The organism is Xanthomonas sontii, assembly GCF_040529055.1.
Taxonomy (GTDB): domain Bacteria; phylum Pseudomonadota; class Gammaproteobacteria; order Xanthomonadales; family Xanthomonadaceae; genus Xanthomonas_A; species Xanthomonas_A sontii.
Genome location: NZ_CP132342.1, coordinates 1,509,899 through 1,531,280 on the forward strand (window position 1 = coordinate 1,509,899; position 21,382 = coordinate 1,531,280).

The following is a 21,382-nucleotide window of genomic DNA, read 5'->3' on the forward strand; positions in this document are numbered from 1 at the left end:
CTCCTCCCCCGCCTTTCCCGACTGCGGCCGCCTGGCCGTGGCCCGGGAGCGCTTTGCCCGCCGATTCCGCGTTCGCGCCGCACCCTGCCAGGAGAGAACCCCGATGTTGCCCGCCCGTCACCGCCATCCCCGCTGTCGCCCGCTCGCTCCGTTGACCCTGGCCATCGCCGGTGTCCTGCTCGCCGCCCTGCAGCCCGCCGCCGCGCAGGACAGTCAGGCCGCCACCGACCTGGCCCGGGTCGAAGTCACCGGCTCCAACATCCGCCGCACCGACGTGGAGACCGCCTCGCCGGTGCAGGTGATCAGCAAGCAGGACATCCAGGCGATGGGCGCGCGCACGCTGCTGCAGGTGCTCGACAACCTGCCCGCGGCGCGGCCGGCGCAACAGGACGCGCGCTCGCTGTTCACCGGTTCCGATGGCGCCTCGCAGGCCAATCTGCGCGGCCTCGGCGCGCAGGGCACGCTGGTGCTGTTGAACGGCCGTCGCCTGTCGTACTACGGCGCGCCGGCCGGCTTCCAGACCCAGTTCGTCAACATCGATGCGATCCCGGCCGCGGCGATCGAGCGCATGGAAGTGCTCACCGACGGCGCCTCGGCGGTGTACGGCACCGACGCGGTGGCCGGCGTCATCAACGTGATCACCAAGCGCAACTTCCAGGGCGCGGAGATCAATTTCAGCAACGACACCTCCACCCGCATCGACTCCTACGGCGAGCACCAGGCCAGCATCACCGCCGGCTTCGGCGACCTCACCGAGAACCGCTTCAACGTCTACGGCGCGGTCAACGTGTACCGGCGCGATGCGATCCCGTTGCGCGACTTCTACGACAAGCGCCCGGCGCAGTACTACGTCAACAATCCCAACTACCTGACCAACCTGCGCCTGGGCGTGGGTAGCAAGCCGGGCCAGTTCAACCCGGGTAGCTACTTCGCCTTCGACCCGGTCACCGGGCGCCGCGTGCAGGAAGCCGCACCGGGCTGCCAGAACGTGCTGACCAGCGAGGCCGCCGGCCCGCGCTGCGTGTGGGAAACCTGGTTGAACAACGAGATCGACGCCGGCGCCAAGTCCGAACGCAACACCGCCTACCTCAACGGCACCTTCCTGGTCGGCGCCAGCACCGAACTGTTCGCCGAAGCCACCTACACCGACATCGACCTGCGCGCCAACGGCGGCACCCCACGCGCGTTCAACACCACCACCGGCAACCCCACCAGCTGGTTCTCCCGCAACACCGGCAACACCGTCAACCAGTTCCTGTATCCGTTCCTCGGGCCCAACAACGAGTACAACCATGCCAGCCCGCAGTTGAAGGCGATGATGGGCGGCGTGGTCGGCCTGCAGTACCTGCTGCAGGACGCCGGTCCCGACTACTTCGGCCAGCGCAACACCGACAAGAGCTACCGCGTGCTCGGTGGCGCGCGCGGCAGCTTCGGCGACTGGAACTGGGAAACCGCCTTCGCCACCGCCGGCACCCACTCGGTCACCTACCAGACCGTCAACGTCAACGTGAAAGGCTTCGAGAAGGCGTTCGGCCCGTTCACCATCGACCCGGGCACCGGCCGGGTGATCATCTCCGACCACCCGGCGTACAGGTTCGGCGAGATCAGCGCCGCCAACGCTGCGCTGATCCGCGAAGCATTCCCCACCTTCGACATCGAATCGTGGACGCGCCTGCACACCCTCGACGGCAAGATCGAAGGCCCGTTGTTCCAGCTGCCGGCCGGCGAGATGCGCGCCGCGTTCGGCTTCAACGCCAGCCGCGAGACCTTCTACACCCCCGGCAACCCGGACGCGGCCAACGGCCTGATCACCCAGCAGGGCGGCTCCTGGTTCGATGGCAAGCGCAACACCTATGCGCTGTTCGCCGAGACCGTCGCGCCGATCACCGACAAGCTGGAACTCGACGCCGCGTTGCGCGCCGACAAATACCCGAACTTCAGCACCAACCTGGCGCCCAAGGTCGGCTTCAAGTACCAGGCCTTCGAGCAACTGTTGCTGCGCGGCACCTATTCCACCGGCTTCCGCGCGCCCAGCCTGGCCGAGTCCGGCAGCGGCGGCGTCTATGCGCAGCTGGGCGGCTATCGCGACGAGGTGCGCTGCGGCGAGACCAACGCCATCGCCAACCTGCTGCTGCAGTCGCGCCGCAGCGGCGACGTGGATCTGGGCAAGAGCCTGCTCAATGCCGACTGCAGCCGCACCGTGGCGCGCATGACCCAGCCGAACCCGGACCTGAAGCCGGAGAAGGCCAAGATCGCCACGCTCGGCTTCGTCTACGAGCCGGCCAACTGGCTGTCGGTCTCGGCCGACTACTGGTTCATCTATCGCGACAACGAGATCGTCGCCCCGGACTACCGCCGCGCCGGCGACATCACCGCCATGACCCGCTCGCCGATCACCGACAGCGACCGCGCCAACCTCGCCCAGCTGGCGGCGATGTGCGCCGACCCGGCCAGCGGCGTGGCCTGCCCGGGCACGCTGCCAGGCTACAGCGTGGGCAATGTCGCCAGTGTGGTCGGGCAGTACCGCAACCGCGGCAAGACCCTGGTCGACGGCTTCGACATCGACGCGCGCAGCCGCTTCTCGCTCGGCCAGTGGGGCGGGCTGAACATCGGCCTGGCCGCCACCATCGCCAACCGCAACCGCTTCTACATGGACCAGGACAGCGGCTGGTACTACGGCGACGTGGTCGGCTACTACAACAACCCGCGCCTGCGCGCCACGCTCAACGCCGACTGGACCTACCGCCAGGTCACCACCAGCATGTTCGTCAACTACGTCGGCGGCACCAAGTGGGCCACCGACCGGATCGACGCCGAGGACAACAACCCGCAGACCTGCACCGCCGGCTACCTCAAGCTGCAGCCGAGCAAATGCGATGGCGCGCCGTCGTGGTGGACCGCCAACCTCAGCGTCACCTGGCGCCCGGACGACGCCTGGAACCTGAGCTTCACCGTCAAGAACCTGTTCGACCGCCTGCCGTTCTACGATCCGAACAGCTTCCTGGGCGATTCCAGCGACTACGCCACCATCTTCGGCCGCGGCTACAGCGTGACCATCGGCTACCGCTTCAAGTGAGCGCACCTGCAGCAGCATGCGTGCCGGCCGACGCCGGCGCGCATCCAAAAGGAGACCGCACATCATGAAACGACGCGACTTCATCGCCGCCGGTGCCGCCATCGCCGCCAGCAGCCTGCTGCCGCAGACGCCGGCCTGGGCGCGCAAGCGCACCCTGCGCCTGGCCATGATCGGCACCGGCATGCGCGGTCAGGTGCTGCTGACCGAACTGCTGCGCCGCGACGACGTGGAACTGGTCGCCCTGTGCGACAGCGAGCCGATCATGCTCGGCCGCGCCATGGCCATGGTCGCCAAGGCCGGCAAGCCCGCACCCACCGCCTACGGCCAGGACCGCGACGCCAGCGCCTGGAAGCGCGTGCTGGCGCACAAAGGCCTGGATGGCGTAATCGTGGCCACGCCCTGGGAGTGGCATGCGCCGATGGCAATCGCGGCGATGCAGGCCGGCGTGGCGGTCGGCTGCGAAGTGGTGGCCGGCATCACCCTGCAGGACCACTGGGACGTGCTCAACGCCCAGCTCGCCACCGGCACCCCGTACATGCTGCTGGAGAACGTCTGCTACCGCCGCGACGTGATGGCCGCGCTGCAGATGGTGCGGCAGGGCCTGTTCGGCGAACTGGTGCACCTGCAGGCCGGTTACCAGCACGATCTGCGCGGGGTGAAGTTCAACTCCGGCGACCCGGACCAGCCCTACGACAGCGGCGTGGAGTTCGGCGCCAAGGGCTGGAGCGAAGCGCGCTGGCGTACCGCGCATTCGGTGCAGCGCAACGGCGAGCTGTACCCCAGCCACGGCATCGGCCCGTGCGCGATGTACGCCGGCATCAACCGCGGCAACCGCATCACCCATCTCAACGCCTTCGCCAGCAAGGCCCGCGGCCTGCACGACTACACCGTGGCCAAGAGCGGCGGCAACACCCATCCCAGCACCAAGGTGGCGTTCAAGCTGGGCGACGTCGTCACCACCACCCTGGCCTGCGCCAACGGCGAGACCATCCTGCTACAGCACGACACCTCGCTGCCGCGTCCCTACTCGATGGGCTTCCGCGTGCAGGGCACCAAGGGCCTGTGGATGGATCTCAACCAGTCGATCCACCTCGAAGGCCGCAGCCCGCCGCACCAATGGGAAGCCTTCAAGCCCTACCAGGACCAGTACGAGCATCCGCTGTGGACGCGCTACGCCGCCACCGCGGCCGGCGCCGGCCACGGCGGCATGGACTGGTTCGTCATCCACGCCTTCGTCGAAGCACTGAAGGCGAGGGCACCGATGCCGATCGACATCTACGACGCCGTGACCTGGAGCGCGATCACCCCGCTCTCCGAACAGTCGATCGCCAGCGGCTTCCAGACCGTCGCATTCCCGGATTTCACCGCGGGCGCGTGGCGCCAGCGCACGCCGATCTTTGCGTTCGACGGCACGTACTGAGCGCGGTCGCCCCGGTACTCCACGCCTTGCATCCGTGCCGGGTGGCGGCCGGGTGTTTCGCTCCACGGACACTTGCATGTCAAACACCAGCGGCTATAGTGCCGCGCGTGGTGCGCTCCGGCGCGCTTTTTTCTGCGTGTCCAGTGTTGCGGTCGTGCCGATTCGCCTTGGGTGGACGGCCGGCCTGGGCTGGGCGTCGATCATCCTTCAGCCGTCAGTGAGCGCAATGAACGCACCCCTCTTGGAACTCGTCGAGCTTCTTTCTTCCGGCAGCACCGAACCCGACGAACGAAGCGAGATCGTTCGGGACATCGAAGCCTTCCTGCCGGAGCTGGAGTGGACCGAGTGCGAGGAACAGGCGTATGCAGTCGCGATCACCGCGGCGATGGAGCGTTACTCCGCCAACGGCGACAAGATGATCGATGTCCACCACGAGCTCTGCCAGATGATGGGCGACGCATTCCCTGCCTTTCCCAAGAACGTGGAGACGCAGACCGAGTACTACACCTGGCTGGACCGCCACCTTGCCGAGTGGACGGACGAAGGCGACGGCTACGACGTGGTGGAAATCGACGATATGACCACCGAAGACCAGCACCTGTTTGTGGTCTACCGACGCGACGTGCCGCGCATTCTCGAGATTGCGGCGTCGTTGGGCGTGCCCGCCAGGCGTCCGCTGGACTACTGGCGCGGGCTCGGGTACGTCTGAGGTCGGCTATCCAGTTAGGCGGATGACTCCCAGGAAGGCGTAGCGCGGCCACGCCGGTTGGCGGTCGAGCTGTAGAGCGACTCCGATCTACACAGGCGGCGCGTCATCGCGGAGATGATCTTGGGCGCCGCGAGAGAGAGCCCGGCCGCATGGTGTGCTGTCATTCGACAGAGACGGGTGGCGCCGCATCACTGCTCACGCCCGCTCCCGGCATTCGTCCGGCGGCGTGAGCCGCAGGTGTCGATCCACGCACGGCGTCCATCGGCACCCCGCGGATTGAAGCGCCCTCCCAGTGATGGAGCGCGCATGAACCGCGCTGGCGGACGGCGGACCCCGCGCTTTGCCCGCAGCCGGCAGACACGCGACAATGGACGGCCGATGTCCGGCGGTTGGCGGCATCGCGAAACTACAAGAAAACATACGCCGCCGTACTGTCGGTGCTGCCTATTTCCCCCTGCCAGAGGTCATCCGTCGCGTCATGTCGAATACGCCCAAGATCCTGTACACGCTCACCGATGAAGCCCCGTACCTGGCGACGCAGTCGCTGCTGCCGATCGTCGCCGCGTTCGCCGGCACCGCCGGCATCGCTGTGGAGACCCGCGACATCTCGCTGGCCGGCCGCCTGATCTCGCAATTCCCCGAATACCTGCGCGAGGACCAGCGCATCGCCGACGACCTGGCCGAGCTGGGCCAGCTGGCGACCACGCCGGAAGCCAACATCATCAAGCTGCCCAACATCAGCGCCTCGGTGCCGCAGCTCAAGGCCGCGATCAAGGAACTGCAGCAGCAGGGCTATGCGCTGCCGGACTACGTGGACGAGCCGAAGGACGAGAAAGAGAAAGAAGCAAAGGCGCGCTACGACAAGGTCAAGGGCAGCGCGGTCAATCCGGTGCTGCGCGAGGGCAATTCCGATCGCCGCGCGCCGGCCTCGGTGAAGAACTACGCACGCAAGCACCCGCACCGCATGGGCGCATGGAGCGCCGAGTCCAAGTCGCACGTGGCGCACATGGACGCCGGCGATTTCTACGGCAGCGAGCGCTCGGCGCTGATCGAACAGGCCGGCAGCGTCAGGATCGAGCTGGTCGGCAAGGACGGCGCGGTGACCGTGCTGAAGGAAAAGACCGCGGTGCAGGCCGGCGAGCTGATCGACGCGGCGGTGATGAGCAAGCGTGCGCTGGCCGCCTTCGTGCAGGCGCAGATCGCCGATGCCAAGCAGCAGGGCGTGCTGTTCTCGCTGCACCTGAAGGCGACGATGATGAAGGTCTCCGACCCGATCATGTTCGGCGTGGTCGTCGAGGCGTTCTACCGCGACGTGCTGGACAAGCATGCCGCCACGCTCAAGCAGGTGGGCTTCGACGCCAACAACGGCATCGGCGACCTGTACGCGCGCATCGCCAGCCTGCCGGAGGCGCAGCGTGCGCCGATCGAGGCCGACCTGCAGGCGCTGTACGCGCAGCGTCCGGCGCTGGCGATGGTCAACTCCGACAAGGGCATCACCAACCTGCACGTGCCCAGCGACGTGATCGTCGATGCGTCGATGCCGGCGATGATCCGCGATTCCGGCAAGATGTGGAACGCCGAGGGCAAGCTGCAGGACACCAAGGCGGTGATCCCCGACCGCTGCTACGCCGGCGTGTACCAGGCGGTGATCGAGGACTGCAAGCTGCACGGCGCGTTCGACCCGGCGACCATGGGCAGCGTGCCCAACGTCGGCCTGATGGCGCAGAAGGCCGAGGAATACGGTTCGCACGACAAGACCTTCCAGATCCCGGTCGACGGCACCGTGCGCGTCACCGATGCCGGCGGCACGGTGCTGCTGGAGCATGCGGTGGAAGCCGGCGACATCTGGCGCATGTGCCAGACCAAGGACGCGCCGATCCAGGACTGGGTCAAGCTGGCGGTCGAGCGCGCGCGCCTGAGCGCCACCCCGGCGGTGTTCTGGCTGGATCCGCAGCGCGCCCACGATGCGCTGATGATCCGGAAGGTGGAGCGCTACCTGCAGGACCACGACCTCAACGGCCTGGACATCCGCATCCTGCCGCCGGTGGAAGCCACCGCGTTCTCGCTGCAGCGCATCCGCAATGGCGAGGACACCATCTCGGTCACCGGCAACGTGCTGCGCGACTACCTCACCGACCTGTTCCCGATCATGGAGCTGGGCACCAGCGCCAAGATGCTGTCGATCGTGCCGCTGATGGCCGGCGGCGGCCTGTTCGAGACCGGTGCCGGCGGTTCGGCGCCCAAGCACGTGCAGCAGTTCGTCGAAGAGAACTACCTGCGTTGGGATTCGCTGGGCGAGTTCCTGGCCCTGGCCGCGTCGCTGGAGCACCTGGGCCAGCGCCACCACGATGCCGCCATCGGCGTGCTGGCGCGCACCCTGGACCAGGCCAACGGCCAGTTCCTGGACAACGACAAGTCGCCTTCGCGCAAGGTCGGCGGCCTGGACAACCGCGGTAGCCACTTTTACCTCGCCATGTACTGGGCGCAGGCGCTGGCAGCGCAGGACGAGGACGCCGCGCTGAAGGCGCGCTTCGCGCCGCTGGCCAAGCAGCTGACCGAGCAGGAAGCGACCATCGTCGCCGAGCTCAACGGCGTGCAGGGCCAGCCGGTCGACATCCAGGGCTATTACCGTCCGAACCTGGAGCTGATCGGCAAGGCGATGCGGCCGAGCAAGACCCTCAACGACGCCCTGGCGACGTTGAACGCCTGATCGCCCGAACTGGCTGTGACGCAAGGGCCGCCCCTCGGGGCGGCCCTTTGCGTTTCCGGCTCAGGAAGCGTCCGGTAGGAGCAGCTTCAGCCGCGACAGGGCGTTCCCGGTACGGCCGGTCGCGGCTGAAGCCGCTTCTACGGCTGACCTGCGTCCGGCTCGATCCTGGCGAAGCGGGCCGCTGGATGTGCGCACGAGACGGAGCGTGGCAGGGTGCCCGACACCCGCGCGACGCCACCACCTGGGTACACTGCGGGCATGCCCTCCACACCGCTGCCGCTGCCGTCCGAACGCCGTGCCCTGGTCATCGGCCGCATCGTCTTCGAGGCGTTCGAGGACTACCACGCGCGCTTCGCGCAGATCTCGTCGCGTGCGCGCCAGCGCTTCGAGGCCCGCGACTGGAGCGCCGCGCGCGAAGATGCGATCGAACGCATCGCCCTGTACGACCAGTGCATCGCCGAGTGCATGCTGCGCCTGCGCGCGGTACTGCTCGGCCAGGCGCACGATCGCGCGCTGTGGATCCGTGCGCGCGACCACTACGCCGAACTGATCGCCGCGCTGATCGACCAGGAACTGTACAAGACCTTCTACAACACCCTGACCCGACGCTTCTTCCGCACCCAGGGCGTGGACGCGCAGATCGAGTTCGTGGCGCTGGACATCGAACCCACCGACGCCATCACCCATCCGGTGGCGCGGCACAACTATGTGGTGTCCGAGGCGCGGCCGGTGGATGCGTTCGTGCGCGTGCTCGGCGACTACCGCTTCGACGTGCCGTACGCGCACCGCACGCGCTGCGCGGCGGCCATCGCGGTGCGGCTGCAGGACGACCTCGCCCACTGGGGCGAGAACCCGGTGCGCGGCATCGAACTGCTGGAGACGGTGTTCTATCGCGAGCGCCGCGCCTACCTGATCGGCCGCGTGTTCGGCGAACACCGCTTCTCGCCGTGCGTGATCGCCCTGGTCAACGACGAACAAGGCCTGCGCGCCGAGGCGGTACTGACCAAGCGCAACGACGTGGCGCAACTGTTCGGCATCTCGCGCAGCTATTTCCAGGCCGACCTGGCCACCGTCGGCGATGCGGTGGTGTTCCTGCGCAGCCTGCTGCCGCACAAGCCGATCGACGAGCTGTACACCATGCTCGGCCGCGCCAAGCAGGGCAAGACCGAGCGCTTCCGGACCTTCTTCCGCCACTTCCAGGCGCATCCCAACGAACAGCTGGTGCATGCCGAGGGCACGCCGGGCATGGTCATGGCGGTGTTCACCCTGCCCAGCTACCCGCTGGTGTTCAAGCTGATCCGCGACCGTTTCGCCTATCCGAAGACGATGAGCCGCGAGGAAGTGGAGGAGAAGTACGCGCTGGTGTTCAACCTCGATCGCGTCGGCCGCCTGCTCGACGCGCAGCCGTACCGCTCGCTGCGTTTCCCGCGCACGCGTTTCGCGCCGGCGCTGCTGAAAGAGTTGATGGAGGGCTGCGCGCGCAGCCTGCGCGAGGATGGCGACGACCTGATCGTCGAGCTGTGCTACGTGCAGCGGCGCCTGCGCCCGTTGAACCTGTACCTGCGCGAGCAGGGCGCCGAGGCCGCGCGCGAGGCTGCGCTGGACTACGCGCAGGCGATCAAGGACATGGCCCGCAACAACATCTTCCCCGGCGACATGCTGCTGAAGAACTTCGGCGTATCGCGGCAGGGCCGGGCGGTGTTCTACGACTACGACGAACTGTGCCTGGTCACCGACTGCAACTTCCGCGACTGGCCGCAGCCGCGCAACGAGGAAGAGGCGATGTCCGCCGAACCCTGGTTCCACGTCGCCCCGCGCGACGTGTTCCCGGAGCGCTTCGCGATGTTCATGGGCCTGCCCGCGGCCTCGCTGGAGGCGGTGCGGCATGCGCACGGCGAGCTGTTCGATCCGCAGTGGTGGCGCGACCTGCAGGCGCGGCTGCGCGAGGACGATTATCCGGACGCGCCGCCTTACCCGGATGCGCTGCGCCTGGCCTGAGTTGCCGGCGGGCCGCCAGTGCGTTGTAATCGGCGCCTCATCTCAGGCAAAGGAATGCGCAATGCACCGTCGATCCCCCCGTTCGTGGTGGCGCTGGAGCGCCGTGCTGTCGCTGCTGCTGGCGTTTACTGCTGTCGCCGCCGACGGGGTCGGCCCCGGCGCGGTGCGCAAGCAGATCGAGAGCAGCATGCTGGTGAGCGGCACGATCGACATCGAGCCCAGCGGCACGGTGTCGGCGCTGGCGCTGGATCGGCAGGAGCGCCTGCCCAAGGGCGTGGTCGACTTCGTCCGCAGCACCGTGATGCAGTGGAAGTTCGAGCCGGGCCTGCGCGATGGCAAACCGGTGCCGGCGCGCGCGCCGATGACCCTGCGCGTGGTCGCCAAGCGCCTGCAGGGCGACGACTACCAGGTCGAGATCCGCGGCGCCGATTTCAGCCACTACGATCCCAACGACCGCAGCGTGGTCACTTCGATCCAGATGAAGCCGCCGGCCTATCCGGAAGCCGCCTACAGCGTCGGTGCCGCGGGATCGGCATATCTGGTGCTCAAGGTCGGCCGCGATGGTCGCGTCGCCGACGCCGCGGTGGAGCAGGTCAACCTGCGCGTGGTGGCGTCCGAGCGGCAGATGCAGCAACTGCGCGAGGTGCTGGGCAAGAGCGCGCTGGGTGCGGCGCGCAAGTGGACCTTCCGCCCGCCGAGCGAAGGCAAGGACGTGGAGGCGCCTTACTGGACCGTGCGCGTGCCGGTCGATTACGCGCTGCGCGACGATATGCCCGAGGGCGCACCGTCGTCCTATGGCCGCTGGACCAGCTATGTGCCCGGCCCGCGCCAGCGTGCGCCGTGGATCACCGGCGAGGACGCGACAGGCTTCTCGCCGGACCTGTTGCCGGCTGGCGGCGTGTACATGGCCGACGGCGCCGGTCCGCGCCTGCTGACGCCGCTGCAGGGCGGTTGATCGGCGACGGTGTTCGCCCGGTCTTACAGGCCGGGCTGCCCCGCGCAGACCACCCGCCGACGTTAGCGTGCCGCGCGGCGATCGCCGTCGCGGCGCCGGGTCGAGACGACCAGCACCGCCAGCAATAGCGCGGCCAGCAGCAGCGACGCACCGACCGTACCCAGGTCCAGCCCGCCTTTGCCGGCCGGCTTGCTCAGCAGGTCGCCGAGGGTGGCGCCGAACGGACGGGTCAGCACGAACGCCGCCCAGAACAGCGCCGTGCGCGAGACCCGGGTGAACGCATAGGCCAGGGCGATCGCCGCCAGCAGCGCCGCGATCAGCAGCGCGCCGCCGGCGAAGCCCAGCCCCGAACTGTCGGCGAGGTAGTCGCCCAGCGCGGTGCCCAGGGTGTTGGAGACCAGGATCGCCAGCCAGTAGAAGACCTCGGCACGGCCGCTGCCGATCCGCGCGACCGACAGGCTGCGTTCGCACAGCCACCACGTCGCCAGTACCGCGACCAGCAGGCTCACCAGCAGCAGCGCGCCCTGCGCGTAGCCCAGGCCCAGGCTGCGGTCCATGTAGTCCGACAGCGTGGTGCCGGCGGTGCTGGTGGTCAGGATCACCCACCAGTAGCGCCATGGCTGGAAGTTGCGAGCGTGCAGTTGCGCCCACAGCGAGACCAGGAAGACCCCGAGCAGCAGCACGCTGCTCAGCGCATAGCCGACATCCAGGGTCATCGACAACAGATCGCCGCCGGTCTCGCCCAGGGTGGTGGCGCAGATCTTCATCACCCAGAAACCGAGAGTGACCGGGGCGACCTTGCTGACGGCGGTGTTGGCGGTGGCGGGCATGGCGACGGACGCGGCGGGGCGAATGCCGCCCATCTCACCCGCGCCCACGTCGAAAGACCGTCGGACCCGACGCCAGCAAGACACTGGGCAACACAGTGCCGCCGCCACAAACGCGAACGCCCCGCCGAAGCGGGGCGTTGCGGTCGAACCGGCGCTGGACTCAGCGCTTCATCGAACCGAAGAACTCGTCGTTGGACTTGGTGTTCTTCATCTTGTCCAGCAGGAATTCCATCGCCGCGATCTCGTCCATCGGATGCAGCAGCTTGCGCAGGATCCAGATCTTCTGCAGCAGTTCCGGCTCGATCAGCAGGTCCTCGCGGCGGGTGCCGGAGCGGTTGATGTCGATGGCCGGGTACACGCGCTTCTCGGCGATACGGCGGTTCAGGTGCACTTCGCTGTTGCCGGTGCCCTTGAACTCTTCGTAGATCACCTCGTCCATCTTGCTGCCGGTCTCGACCAGCGCGGTGGCGATGATGGTCAGCGAGCCGCCTTCCTCGACGTTGCGCGCCGCGCCGAAGAAGCGCTTGGGGCGGTGCAGGGCGTTGGCGTCGACACCGCCGCTGAGCACCTTGCCGGAGGACGGCACCACGTTGTTGTAGGCGCGGGCCAGGCGGGTGATCGAGTCGAGCAGGATCACCACGTCCTTCTTGTGTTCGACCAGGCGCTTGGCGCGCTCGATCACCATTTCGGCGACCTGCACGTGGCGCGCGGCCGGCTCGTCGAAGGTCGAGGAAATGACCTCGCCGCGCACGGTGCGCTGCATTTCGGTCACTTCTTCCGGGCGCTCGTCGATCAGCAGCACGATCAGGTGCACGTCCGGATGGTTGGTGGTGATCGCCGTGGCCACCTGCTGCATCAGCATGGTCTTGCCGGCCTTCGGCGGGGACACGATCAGCGCGCGCTGACCCTTGCCCTGCGGCGCCATCAGGTCGAGGATGCGGCCGGAGATGTCTTCCGAGGAACCGTTGCCGCGCTCCAGGGTGAAGCGCTTGCGCGGGAACAGCGCGGTCAGGTTCTCGAACAGGACCTTGTTCTTGCTCGCTTCCAGCGGCTCGCCGTTGATGGTGTCGACGATCGACAGCGCGAAGTAGCGCTCGCCGTCCTTCGGGAAGCGGATGCGACCGGACAGGTGGTCGCCGGTGCGCAGGTTGAAGCGGCGGATCTGGCTGGGCGAGATGTAGGTGTCGTCCGGGCCGGCGAGGTAGCTGGCCTCGGCCGCGCGCAGGAAGCCGAAGCCGTCCGGCAGGATTTCCAGCACGCCGTCGGCGGCGACGCCTTCGCCGTGGCGGGTGAGCACCTTCAGCAGGGCGAAGATCACATCTTGCTTGCGCGCGCGGGCCACGCCGTCCTGGATGTTGAGCTGCTCGGCGATGTCCAGCAGCTTCTGCGCCGGCATCTTCTTCAGATCGCTCAGCGAGTAGATCGGGAAGCCTTCCGGCACGCTGGCGTGCGGGCGCGGCACGAACGGCTCGTTGCCGCCGTTGTCGCTGGGCAGGCCGTTGTCCTGGAAGCGGTCGCCGCCGCGCTGGTTGCGGTCGCGGTCGCGGCGATTGCGGAAGCGATCGCGGCGGTTGCCCTGCTGGTTGTTCTGGTTGTTCTGGTTCTGATTGTTGAAGCGGTTGTTGTTGCCGCCGTCGCGCGGCTCACGGCCTTCGCGCGGCTCGCCGCCTTCGGACGCCTGGCCGCCGCCGCCCTGCTGGGCCGGCGCGTCGCCGCCGCCGTGGCTCTGGCCGCTGCTCGCGGCCGGGGCCGACTCCGGGGCCGCGGCGCGCGGCGCCTCGGTCTGGACGGGTGCAGGCGCGGGCGCGGGATTCAGCGGCAGGGTCGGCTGTGCCGGCGCGCCGTGTTCGGCGGCGCCTTCCGCGCCGCTCGCGGCCTTGCTGACGCGCGGCTTGCGCACGCGCTTCTCGGCGGGGGCGTCGGCGCTCCCGGGTTCGGACATGGTGTGATCGGACAAGTGGTGTTCCTCGCTAAGAGTGCGAGCGCCCAGCGTGGGGGCATACGGGGTTGGGAGGAGGTCTGGGAGAGAATCTTCCAGAGGGGGTGCGGTGTGCGAATGCCACCGGATGTATCGACACTATCACCGCCACGCAGGCACGGCAAGCAGGCGTTCGTGGGCGATTCAGCCGCCGGCGATGCTGCGCCGGCCGGGCTGCCGCGGCGCCGCCCCGGTTGCGGAGCGGTCGCCGGCAGCGGGTGTCAGGCGGCGCTGCCGCCCAGGGTCTTGTCGATCATCTGGGTCAGCTGGCCCTTGCCGACCGCGCCGATCTGAGTGGCCTGGATCTGGCCGTTCTTGAACAGCAGCAGCATCGGGATCGAGCGCACGTGGTACTTGATCGCGGTGGCGCGGTTCTCGTCCACGTTGACCTTGGCGACCTTGAGGCGGCCGTCGTAGGCGTCGGCGAGATCGTCCAGCACCGGCGCGATCATCTTGCACGGGCCGCACCACTCGGCCCAGAAGTCCACCAGGACCGGCTCGTCGGACTGCAGCACCGTGGCATCGAAATCGGCGTCGCCGACGTAAAGGACCTTGTCGCTCACTTTGGGGGTTCTCCTGGGCCAATGCGACTGGCCGGACCGGGTGGCCGCCGCATTGCGGTAAACTGGGGCATTGCGCGGCGATCTCAAGGGATTCCCCCTGTCGCGCGACCCGCGCATGGAAGACGCCAGTGTGCGACGCTGCCGGGACCGATGCAAGCCGCGACCTTACGCTTCGGGCGGGGTGGCCTCACGAAGATGGAATGATGAGCGACAAACCGCTGACCGATGTGACTTTTTCCGCGTTCGAACTGCAGCCCGCGCTGCTCGCAGGCCTCGAAAGCGCCGGCTTCACCCGCTGCACCCCGATCCAGGCGCTGACCCTGCCGGTGGCCCTTCCCGGCCGCGACGTGGCCGGCCAGGCCCAGACCGGTACCGGCAAGACCCTGGCGTTCCTGGTGGCGGTGATGAACCGCCTGCTCAGCCGCCCGGCGCTGGCCGACCGCAAGCCGGAGGATCCGCGCGCGCTGATCCTGGCCCCGACCCGCGAGCTGGCGATCCAGATCCACAAGGACGCGGTCAAGTTCGGCTCCGAACTGGGCCTGCGCTTCGCCCTGGTCTACGGCGGCGTGGACTACGACAAGCAGCGCGAACTGCTGCAGCAGGGCGTGGACGTGATCATCGCCACCCCCGGCCGCCTGATCGACTACGTCAAGCAGCACAAGGTGGTGTCGCTGCACGCCTGCGAGATCTGCGTGCTCGACGAAGCCGACCGCATGTTCGACCTGGGCTTCATCAAGGACATCCGCTTCCTGCTGCGGCGCATGCCCGAGCGCGGCACCCGCCAGACCCTGCTGTTCTCGGCCACCCTCAGCCACCGCGTGCTGGAGCTGGCCTACGAGCACATGAACGAGCCGGAAAAGCTCGTGGTCGAGACCGAGAGCATCACCGCCGCGCGCGTGCGCCAGCGCATCTACTTCCCCTCCGACGAGGAGAAGCTGACCCTGCTGCTGGGTCTGCTGTCGCGCAGCGAGGGCGCGCGCACCATGGTGTTCGTCAACACCAAGGCGTTCGTCGAGCGCGTGGCGCGGGCGCTTGAGCGCAACGGCTACCGGGTCGGCGTGCTGTCCGGCGACGTGCCGCAGAAGAAGCGCGAGACCCTGCTCAACCGCTTCCAGAAGGGCCAGCTGGAGATCCTGGTGGCCACCGACGTGGCCGCGCGCGGCCTGCACATCGACGGGGTCAAGTACGTCTACAACTACGACCTGCCGTTCGACGCCGAGGACTACGTGCACCGCATCGGCCGCACCGCGCGGCTGGGCGAGGAGGGCGACGCGATCAGCTTCGCCTGCGAGCGCTATGCGATGAGCCTGCCGGACATCGAGGCCTACATCGAACAGAAGATCCCGGTCGAGCCGGTCACCGCCGAGTTGCTGGTGGCGCTGCCGCGCACCCCGCGCGCGCCGGTAGAGGGCGAGGCGGCCGAGGCCGATGGCGAGGAGAGCATCGGCGAGATCTTCCGCGAGGCCCGCGCCCAGCGCGAGGCCGACGAGCAGCGTCGTGGCGGCGGTCGCGGCAAGCCCGGCGGCGGTCGCAGCGGCCCGGGCGGCCGTGGCGAGTCGCGCAGCGCCGACGGCAAGCCGCGGCGTCCGCGCACGCCGCGTCCGGCCGATGCCACCGCCGCTGCGGCCGACGGCACTGCGCCGGCTGCCGCCGCGCCAGCGTCTGCCCCCAAGCCGCCGCGTGCCGCGCCGGCCGAGGGCGCAGCGCCCGCGGTCGAGGGCGAGCGTGCGCCGCGCAAGCGCCGTCGCCGTCGCGGCGGGCGTCCGCTGGAAGGTGCCGAGGGCGCACCGGCCGGCAACGGCAGCGCCGCCCCGGCGACCGCGGCCCCGGCCAAGCCGGTGCAGGTCGTGGCCACCCCGGTCAAGGCTGCGCGCCAGGCCGAGCGTGGTGCGGCGGCGAAGAACGATTCGTTCCTGACCCGCCTGGGCCGCAAGCTGCGCTCGCTGGTGTCCAGCTCCTGAGCCGGACCGGCCGTCCGCCGCGTGCGACGCGCGCGGTGGACGAACACCCCAGCCGCTCCGGCATAATCGCCGGATGAGCGTTCTGCGGTTCGACAATGTCAGCAAACAGTACGCCGGCGGCCACGCGGCGCTGGTGGACGTCAGCTTCGAGGTCGAGGAGGGCGAGATGCTGTTCGTCACCGGCCATTCCGGTGCCGGCAAGAGCACCCTGCTCAAGCTGATCCACCTGAGCGAGCGGCCCTCGCGCGGCGCGGTGCTGTTCGGCGAGCGCAACCTGCTGAAGGTACGCGGCCGCCGCGTGCCCCTGCACCGGCGCGAGGTTGGCGCGGTCTACCAGGACCACCGTCTGCTCACCGACCGCAGCATCGCCGAGAACGTCGCCCTGCCGCTGATCCTGCGCGGCACCCGTCGCGCCGAGATCGGCAAGCGCGTGCGCTCGGTGCTCGAGCGCATGGGCCTGGGCCACCGCGAGAAGGCGCTGCCCTCGCAGCTGTCGGCCGGCGAGCAGCAGCGCGTCGGGATCGCCCGGGCGATGGTTGGCGAACCGCGGCTGCTGGTCGCTGACGAACCGACCGGCAATCTCGACCCGACCCTGGCCGCGGAAATCATGCAGCTGTTCGCCGAACTGCCGGCGCGTGGCACCAGCGTGCTGGTGGTCAGCCACGACCTGGCCCTGCTCAAGCAGATGCGCAAGCGCGTGCTGATCCTGGACCACGGCCGCCTGATCGACGACATCTCGCCGCAGGACCTGGCCGAATGAGCGCGCGCAACGCCGGCGCCGCGGCGCCCTCGCGGCTGGGCGTGTGGTGGGACCACCACCTGCACAGCATCGTCTACAGCCTCGGCCGCGCCATGCGCAAGCCGTGGGCGACGCTGCTGACCATGGCGGTGATGGCGCTGGCGCTGACCCTGCCGCTGGGCCTGTCGATCGCCCTGGACAACCTCAAGCAGTTCGCCGGCAGCGTGCAGCAGTCGCGCGACATCAACGTGTTCCTGAAGACCGACGTCGACGCCGCCGCGGCGCAGGCGCTGGCGCAGACCCTGCGCGGCCGTGGCGATGTGGCCGCGGTGACGCTGCGCACCCCCGCCGAAGGCATGGCCGAGCTGCGCGACAGCGCTGGCCTGGGCGAGGCGCTGGACGCGCTGCAGGACAACCCGCTGCCGACGCTGCTGATCGTCACTCCCGCCGCGGCCGACGACACCCCGCTGGCGACCGCGCTGACCGCGCTGCCGCAGGCCGACCTGGTCCAGCACGACGCGCTGTGGCGCAAGCGCCTGGACGGCTGGCTGCATTTCGGCGAACGCCTGGTGCAGGTGCTGTCGCTGCTGCTCGGCGCCGGTGCGGTACTGGTGGTCGGCAACACGGTGCGCCTGGACATCCAGTCGCGACGCGAGGAGATCGGCGTGCTGCAGCTGCTCGGCGCCAGCGACGGTTTCATCCGCCGCCCGTTCCTGTACCTGGGCGCCTGGTACGGTTTCGGCGCCGGAGTGCTGGCGCTGGGCCTGCTCGCCGCCTCCGGCATGGCCCTGGGCCAGCCGCTGGCGGCACTGGCCGACAGCTACGGTAGCCACTTCGTGTTGCACGGGCTGGACGCGCTGCACGCCGGCTTCGTGCTGCTCGGCACCCTGCTGCTGGGCTGGCTCGGCGCCTGGTTGGTGACCGGTCACTTCCTGCGCCAGACGCGGCCCACCGACACCTGAGGCGCACATGGCCGGGCACGAGCTCAAGCATCTGATCAGCGCCGCCCCCCGGGTGATGGTGGTCGATGGCTCGAAGCTGGTGCGCAAGCTGATCGCCGACGTGCTGCATCGCGAACTGCCCGACGTGACCGTGGTCGGCTGCGCCAGCATCGCCGAGGCGCGCGCCGCACTGGAGGCCGGCCCGGTCGATCTGGTCACCACCTCGCTGGGGCTGCCCGACGGCGACGGCCTGACCCTGGCCCGCAGCGTGCGCGAAGCCGCCGGCCAGGCCTACGTGCCGGTGATCGTGGTCTCCGGCGACGCCCAGCAGCACCTGGTCGAGCGCCGCTTCACCGAGTACGTCACCGACTATTTCGACAAGGCGCTCGGCCACGAGGCGCTGGCCACCTTCATCCGCGGCTACGTGCAGCCGCAGCCGGTGGCCGGCGCCACCGTCCTCTACGTCGAGGACAGCCGGGTGGTGGCCGAAGCCACCAAGCGCATGCTCGAGCGCCAGCAGCTGCACGTGGTGCACGTGCTCAGCGCCGAGGACGCCTTCGCCCTGCTGACCGCCGAGTCGCTGGGCCGCACCACCCGCCGTATCGACCTGGTGCTGACCGACGTCACCTTGAAAGGCGAGCTCAACGGCCGCGACGTGGTCCAGCGCATCCGCGTCGACTTCGCCTACGGCAAGCGGCGCATGCCGGTGCTGGTGATGACCGGCGACAGCAATCCGCACACCCAGTCCGAGCTGCTGCGCGCCGGCGCCAACGACCTGGTGCAGAAACCGATCGAAGAGCGCCTGCTGGTCACCAAGGTGCTGTTCCAGTTGCGCCTGGCGCGGCTCGACGAGATCGCGGTGACCTTCTGACCGATGTGATGTCCCGAGCCTGGAAGCGATGAGCAACAACGAAGACGAAAGCCGGATCCAGCTGGAGCCGTCATGGAAGGCGCAGGTCGGCGACTGGCTGCTGCGTCCGGAGATGCGCGAGTTGGCCACCTTCCTGCGCCAGCGCAAGGCCGCCGGTGCGCGGGTGTTCCCGCCGGGGCGGCAGATCTTCGCCGCCTTCGACGCCACCCCGTTCGAAAAGGTGGAGGTGGTGATCCTCGGCCAGGACCCGTACCACGGCTACGGCCAGGCGCACGGGCTGTGCTTCTCGGTGCTGCCGGGGGTGCCGGTGCCGCCGTCGCTGCTGAACATCTACAAGGAGATCGAGGACGACCAGGGCATCCGCCGTCCCGACCATGGCTGCCTGCTGCCCTGGGCGCAGCGCGGCGTGCTGCTGCTCAACGCGGTGCTGACGGTAGAGGAGGGCCGCGCCGGCGCCCATCAGGGCAAGGGCTGGGAGGGCTTCACCGACCACGTCGTGGAGACCCTCAACCGCGAGCGCGAGGGTCTGGTGTTCCTGCTCTGGGGCAGCTATGCCCAGGCCAAGGGCAAGGTCATCGATACCCGCCGCCACCGCGTGCTGAAGGCGCCGCACCCCTCGCCGCTGTCGGCGCACCGCGGCTTCCTCGGCTGCAAGCATTTCTCCGCGGCCAATGAGTACTTGAAGCGCCGCGGCGCCGCCCCCATCGACTGGAGTCTGCCGCCGCGCGCAGAGCTGGAAGCGGCGCTGGGCGGCGCCTGAACCGCGGTTGGACAGGGCGACGCTGTCGCCTGACGTGGACGCCATTTTCGCGAACCGGCTGCTACTTTTGCGGTCAGAGAACGGGATGACGATGCGTCCCGATTGTTTCAGTGGCTTGTGATGCAGTGTCATTCCTGATTCATATGTTGCATAAACAGAACACAGGAACTTTTTACTGTACCCAGCAGTCCAATTAGTAGACTGCTAAGATGAGCCCTATGAGCCAGACGCTTACTTCCAACGCATTGGTTGCCAACAACCTCCCGATCCCCAGTCCGCTCGGTTCGCTGGATGCCTATATCGGCGCCGTGCATCAGATCCCGGTGCTGACGTCCGACGAGGAACGTGCACTGGCGGTGCGATATCGCGACCAGGAAGACCTGGACGCGGCCCGCGAACTGGTCCATTCCCACCTGCGCTTCGTGGTGCACGTGGCCCGCGGCTACAACGGCTACGGCCTGCCGCTGGGCGACCTGGTCCAGGAAGGCAACATCGGCCTGATGAAGGCGGTCAAGCGTTTCGACCCGGACATGGGCGTGCGCCTGGTCAGCTTCGCGGTGCACTGGATCCGTGCCGAAATGCACGAGTACATCCTGAAGAACTGGCGCATCGTCAAGGTCGCCACGACCAAAGCGCAGCGCAAGCTGTTCTTCAACCTGCGCAAGTCCAAGACCCGCCTGGGCTGGATGAACGCGGCCGAGGTCACCGCCGTGGCCAAGGACCTCAACGTGTCCGAGCGCGAGGTGCTGGAGATGGAGTCGCGCCTGTCCGGTCGCGACATCGGTTTCGATGCGCCGTCCGACGAGGACGACGACCACGCACCGCCGTCGCCGGCCGCGTATCTGATGGCCAACGAGGAAGATCCCTCGCAGGCCTACGAACGCGCCGACAGCGAGGACAACCAGCTGCAGCTGCTGCGTGAAGGCCTGGCGGAACTGGATGCGCGTTCGCGCGACATCATCAAGCGCCGCTGGCTGGATGCCGACAGCAAGATCACCCTGCAGGAACTGGCCGACGAGTACGGCGTGTCGGCCGAGCGCATCCGCCAGATCGAGGCGAACGCGCTGAAGAAGATGAAGGCGCTGTTCGTCGCCTGAGTCGCCTGCGGCGAGCGATTGCAACGTGCGAAAAGGCCCGGCATTGCCGGGCCTTTTTCTTGTCCTGGGCTGCCCGCGGATTGGCGACTGCCGGCTGCGGAAGTCCTTCCGCACGCCGCTGGATCACGACTCCGGCGGACGCGCCACCGGCAGGTGCCAGCCGTAGCGGATCGCCATGAAGCGCAGGCCGAAGCACAGCACCGCACCCACCCCCAGGCCCCAGGGCTGCGGCAGGTGCAGCACCTGCGCCGCGGCCACCACGCCGCCGCCGAGCAGCGCCGCCACCGCGTACAGCTCGGCCTGCAACACCACCGGCGTGCGCGCCACCAGCAGGTCGCGGACGATGCCGCCGCCGATGCCGCTGAGCATGCCCAGCAGCGGCGCGCTGAGCGGGCCCAGGCCGAACGCCAGCGCCTTGCTGGTGCCGTAGACCGCGAACAGCGCCAGGCCCATCGCGTCGAAGATCTGCACCGGATTGCGCAGGCGCTCGACCGTGTGGTGGCTGTAGAAAGCCAGCAGCCCGGCCAGGCAGGCGACGCCGAGATAGCGCACGTCGGCCAGCGCCGCCGGCGGGGTGGCGCCGATCAGCACGTCGCGGGCGATGCCGCCGGAGACCGCGGCCGCGCACGACAGCACCAGCACCCCGAACAGGTCCAGGCGGTGGCGCACGCCGACGGTGGCGCCGCTGATCGCGAACACGAAGGTGCCCAGCAGGTCGAGCAGGAACAGGAAGGTGGCCAAAACGGCACTGCGCTGCAGCAAAAAGGCCGGCTA

At 68.8% G+C, this 21,382-nt stretch carries 16 protein-coding genes; 12 read left to right on the forward strand and 4 right to left on the reverse strand.

Features of this window, described 5'->3' with window-relative positions:
* The first annotated feature begins 103 nt into the window (after nucleotides 1-103).
* From RAB70_RS06500 to RAB70_RS06525, 6 genes are all read left to right on the forward strand, one after another.
* Nucleotides 104-3,076 carry a TonB-dependent receptor domain-containing protein gene (locus tag RAB70_RS06500; protein WP_148828668.1) on the forward strand — a complete coding sequence of 991 codons (2,973 nt, stop codon included), beginning with the start codon at nucleotides 104-106 and terminating at the stop codon, nucleotides 3,074-3,076.
* Between the two features lie 64 nt (nucleotides 3,077-3,140).
* On the forward strand, nucleotides 3,141-4,496 hold the full coding sequence (locus tag RAB70_RS06505) for a Gfo/Idh/MocA family protein (protein ID WP_148828667.1): 1,356 nt from the start codon (nucleotides 3,141-3,143) through the stop codon (nucleotides 4,494-4,496).
* Between the two features lie 76 nt (nucleotides 4,497-4,572).
* Nucleotides 4,573-5,205: a hypothetical protein gene (locus tag RAB70_RS06510; protein ID WP_225851614.1), complete on the forward strand. Its 633-nt coding sequence runs from the start codon at nucleotides 4,573-4,575 to the stop codon at nucleotides 5,203-5,205.
* A 478-nt stretch (nucleotides 5,206-5,683) separates the two neighbouring features.
* On the forward strand, nucleotides 5,684-7,915 hold the full coding sequence (locus tag RAB70_RS06515) for an NADP-dependent isocitrate dehydrogenase (protein ID WP_148828666.1): 2,232 nt from the start codon (nucleotides 5,684-5,686) through the stop codon (nucleotides 7,913-7,915).
* 258 nt (nucleotides 7,916-8,173) lie between these two features.
* Nucleotides 8,174-9,913 (forward strand): bifunctional isocitrate dehydrogenase kinase/phosphatase, encoded by a 1,740-nt coding sequence (gene aceK, locus RAB70_RS06520; RefSeq protein ID WP_148828665.1) that lies wholly within the window; start codon nucleotides 8,174-8,176, stop codon nucleotides 9,911-9,913.
* 61 nt (nucleotides 9,914-9,974) lie between these two features.
* On the forward strand, nucleotides 9,975-10,868 hold the full coding sequence (locus tag RAB70_RS06525; protein ID WP_170268122.1) for a TonB family protein: 894 nt from the start codon (nucleotides 9,975-9,977) through the stop codon (nucleotides 10,866-10,868).
* Nucleotides 10,869-10,930: 62 nt separating this feature from the next.
* Here the strand turns inward: RAB70_RS06525 and RAB70_RS06530 are convergent, their stop codons facing one another.
* The 3 genes from RAB70_RS06530 to trxA form a co-directional block, all read right to left on the reverse strand.
* Nucleotides 10,931-11,731, reverse strand: a complete 801-nt coding sequence (locus RAB70_RS06530; protein WP_148828664.1) for a hypothetical protein — start codon at nucleotides 11,729-11,731, stop codon at nucleotides 10,931-10,933.
* A 127-nt stretch (nucleotides 11,732-11,858) separates the two neighbouring features.
* Nucleotides 11,859-13,655, reverse strand: coding sequence for a transcription termination factor Rho (gene rho, locus RAB70_RS06535; protein WP_148828663.1), 1,797 nt, complete (start codon nucleotides 13,653-13,655; stop codon nucleotides 11,859-11,861).
* A gap of 242 nt (nucleotides 13,656-13,897) precedes the next feature.
* Complete coding sequence (gene trxA / locus RAB70_RS06540; protein WP_017908556.1) at nucleotides 13,898-14,239, reverse strand: thioredoxin TrxA; 342 nt, start codon at nucleotides 14,237-14,239, stop codon at nucleotides 13,898-13,900.
* 203 nt (nucleotides 14,240-14,442) lie between these two features.
* Here trxA and rhlB point away from each other — a divergent pair, with 203 nt between their 5' ends.
* The 6 genes from rhlB to rpoH all read left to right on the forward strand — a co-directional run bounded on the left by rhlB (nucleotide 14,443) and on the right by rpoH (nucleotide 20,608).
* Nucleotides 14,443-16,200, forward strand: coding sequence for an ATP-dependent RNA helicase RhlB (gene rhlB, locus RAB70_RS06545; protein ID WP_148828662.1), 1,758 nt, complete (start codon nucleotides 14,443-14,445; stop codon nucleotides 16,198-16,200).
* Nucleotides 16,201-16,273: 73 nt separating this feature from the next.
* Entirely contained in the window at nucleotides 16,274-16,960 is a 687-nt protein-coding gene (gene ftsE / locus RAB70_RS06550; RefSeq protein WP_017909423.1) for a cell division ATP-binding protein FtsE, read from the forward strand.
* Nucleotides 16,957-17,901 (forward strand): permease-like cell division protein FtsX, encoded by a 945-nt coding sequence (gene ftsX / locus RAB70_RS06555; protein ID WP_017909424.1) that lies wholly within the window; start codon nucleotides 16,957-16,959, stop codon nucleotides 17,899-17,901. Before ftsE ends, ftsX begins: the two co-directional genes overlap by 4 nt.
* Before the next feature lie 7 nt (nucleotides 17,902-17,908).
* Entirely contained in the window at nucleotides 17,909-18,751 is an 843-nt protein-coding gene (locus tag RAB70_RS06560; RefSeq protein WP_017909425.1) for a response regulator, read from the forward strand.
* 28 nt (nucleotides 18,752-18,779) lie between these two features.
* Entirely contained in the window at nucleotides 18,780-19,511 is a 732-nt protein-coding gene (gene ung, locus RAB70_RS06565; RefSeq protein ID WP_148828661.1) for a uracil-DNA glycosylase, read from the forward strand.
* Between the two features lie 218 nt (nucleotides 19,512-19,729).
* Complete coding sequence (rpoH, locus tag RAB70_RS06570; protein ID WP_026143641.1) at nucleotides 19,730-20,608, forward strand: RNA polymerase sigma factor RpoH; 879 nt, start codon at nucleotides 19,730-19,732, stop codon at nucleotides 20,606-20,608.
* Nucleotides 20,609-20,731: 123 nt separating this feature from the next.
* On the opposite strand, the gene RAB70_RS06575 is transcribed toward rpoH, so the two are convergent.
* Complete coding sequence (locus RAB70_RS06575) at nucleotides 20,732-21,349, reverse strand: trimeric intracellular cation channel family protein (RefSeq protein WP_026143642.1); 618 nt, start codon at nucleotides 21,347-21,349, stop codon at nucleotides 20,732-20,734.
* Between the last annotated feature and the right edge of the window lie 33 nt (nucleotides 21,350-21,382).

Bases quoted from the DNA above. Each gene is read 5' to 3' on its own strand.
- RAB70_RS06500 (WP_148828668.1), top strand. From the start codon at position 104: ATGTTGCCCGCCCGTCACCGCCATCCCCGCTGTCGCCCGCTCGCTCCG.
- RAB70_RS06505 (WP_148828667.1), top strand. From the start codon at position 3,141: ATGAAACGACGCGACTTCATCGCCGCCGGTGCCGCCATCGCCGCCAGC.
- RAB70_RS06510 (WP_225851614.1), top strand. From the start codon at position 4,573: ATGTCAAACACCAGCGGCTATAGTGCCGCGCGTGGTGCGCTCCGGCGC.
- RAB70_RS06515 (WP_148828666.1), top strand. From the start codon at position 5,684: ATGTCGAATACGCCCAAGATCCTGTACACGCTCACCGATGAAGCCCCG.
- aceK (WP_148828665.1), top strand. From the start codon at position 8,174: ATGCCCTCCACACCGCTGCCGCTGCCGTCCGAACGCCGTGCCCTGGTC.
- RAB70_RS06525 (WP_170268122.1), top strand. From the start codon at position 9,975: ATGCACCGTCGATCCCCCCGTTCGTGGTGGCGCTGGAGCGCCGTGCTG.
- RAB70_RS06530 (WP_148828664.1), bottom strand. From the start codon at position 11,731: ATGGGCGGCATTCGCCCCGCCGCGTCCGTCGCCATGCCCGCCACCGCC.
- rhlB (WP_148828662.1), top strand. From the start codon at position 14,443: ATGAGCGACAAACCGCTGACCGATGTGACTTTTTCCGCGTTCGAACTG.
- ftsE (WP_017909423.1), top strand. From the start codon at position 16,274: ATGAGCGTTCTGCGGTTCGACAATGTCAGCAAACAGTACGCCGGCGGC.
- ftsX (WP_017909424.1), top strand. From the start codon at position 16,957: ATGAGCGCGCGCAACGCCGGCGCCGCGGCGCCCTCGCGGCTGGGCGTG.
- RAB70_RS06560 (WP_017909425.1), top strand. From the start codon at position 17,909: ATGGCCGGGCACGAGCTCAAGCATCTGATCAGCGCCGCCCCCCGGGTG.
- ung (WP_148828661.1), top strand. From the start codon at position 18,780: ATGAGCAACAACGAAGACGAAAGCCGGATCCAGCTGGAGCCGTCATGG.
- rpoH (WP_026143641.1), top strand. From the start codon at position 19,730: ATGAGCCAGACGCTTACTTCCAACGCATTGGTTGCCAACAACCTCCCG.